This window comes from Neisseria bergeri (assembly GCA_003044455.1).
GTDB classification, from domain to species: domain Bacteria; phylum Pseudomonadota; class Gammaproteobacteria; order Burkholderiales; family Neisseriaceae; genus Neisseria; species Neisseria bergeri.
The window spans coordinates 1-1,616 of sequence record POWY01000033.1 but is presented as its reverse complement, the minus strand read 5'-3'; the positions used below and the strand labels follow the sequence as shown (position 1 = coordinate 1,616).

The following is a 1,616-nucleotide window of genomic DNA, read 5'->3' as shown; positions in this document are numbered from 1 at the left end:
AACGGCGCACCAACCCTTCCGCCTGCAGAACCAGTATTGCGACCGTGAAACGGGGCTGCATTACAACTTCTTCAGGTATTACGAGCCTGATGTAGGTCGGTTTGTGAATCAGGATCCGATTGGGTTGTTTGGAGGGAGTAATTTTTATATGTTTGCCTTCAATATATCTCGTTGGCTTGATCCATTAGGTCTAAAAGGAAAGTCAAAACGATCATGCGAAGAGATTGGGCAAGATATTGATAGATTAATTAATAGAGATAAACGGAAATGTAACAATGGTGGCACTCATGGTTTACGCCATAGGTTCAATGAACAAATTAATGGTCGCAATGGTCCTGGTACCCAGTCGTGGAAAACACATGAACAGGAGATCAAGAATCAACAGAAAAACCTTAGAGACCGTTTGCAGGAGTGGAGCGATTCAGGTTGTGGAAGTCCACCTTCTGGGGCATGGAAGTGGGCGACAAAACCAGTTCCTCAGCCTAAACAGTGGAAAAATCCTGCTGTTCCGAGGTTTACTGTAGAAACAGGAGCAAAAGTTGTTGCTGGTGCTGGAGCTGCATATATAGTTTATCGAATTGTTCGGTTTTTGCCTTCTTTACTCCCTCCTTTATGGGGAACAATTCCTGCAAATGCTGCCATACCTTAAAATGTAGAAAGCAAGACGTGAATAAAAACAATCTAATCTTATTAATTAAAAATCAAATGTTAGATAAACAAAAAAATGAAAATGCTTTACATTTAAATACACTTTTACTAAGCTCAATAGAAAATCCTAGTATAGATAATAATCTTTTCATAGAATTATTTAGCTATTATTCTAACATATCACAAGGAGAAGTAAGTGAACTATTTAATTTACTACAATCTTTAACCAAAAATGAAATCAATATAATTTATGATTTTTTAGAATATATTTCTAAATTTATCAAAGATTTAGGGGTAAATTATGAATTTGAAAAATTTCTTATGGAGGTAAAATATATACAAGAACGAAATTGTCTAGAAGAAAAAATTAAGCCTACTTTCCCAATTTTCAAAGTTGATAAAAATAACATCATAAGTTTTGATGATAGTGATAACTTTTATATATTTTCTATAATGCAACTATCTACTAAAACTTGGATTGAGATAACATATGATGATTTTCTCTCAATACTTGAATCAATAGAGTGGCAAGCCTTTACTAATAAGGCTATATTATATTTTACTCCTTGCTGTTTAAAATATATTTTTGCTAATTTATCTAAATTTTATTTATATGGTTACGTTGTTGACTTTTTATATATTGCCCTAAGAAACCAAAGTACGATATTTAACACTATTCAAATCAACTTAATTATTGATTTTTTTAAATTAATCCAAAATTTTAACCAGGAAATTAGTGTTGAAACACAAAAAAAAATAACAAGTACTATCCAACTTTATTTATAACTTCCGGGCCACAAGGGGGTCTGTCGCGTACTGCCGCCAAACCTGCCTGGCCGATGATGAAGACGATGAGGAACCGGTATTGTTCGAGAGCGAACAGATCTGGTTCAGTAAGAATCCGGACGGCCATTATGTCATTGCGTCGCTGGACGGTTCGATAGCGCTGCGCTTTGCGCCTTTGGCGG

The 1,616-nt window shown here is 35.1% G+C and carries 2 protein-coding genes; both read left to right on the top strand.

What is annotated here, in order from left to right:
* Positions 1-649, top strand: a 649-nt coding sequence (locus tag DBY86_RS12755; RefSeq protein WP_301001455.1) for an RHS repeat-associated core domain-containing protein, incomplete at its 5' end; no start/stop codon positions are given.
* A gap of 17 nt (positions 650-666) precedes the next feature.
* Positions 667-1,434: a hypothetical protein gene (locus DBY86_RS12750; protein WP_107820213.1), complete on the top strand. Its 768-nt coding sequence runs from the start codon at positions 667-669 to the stop codon at positions 1,432-1,434.
* Positions 1,435-1,616: the final 182 nt, after the last annotated feature.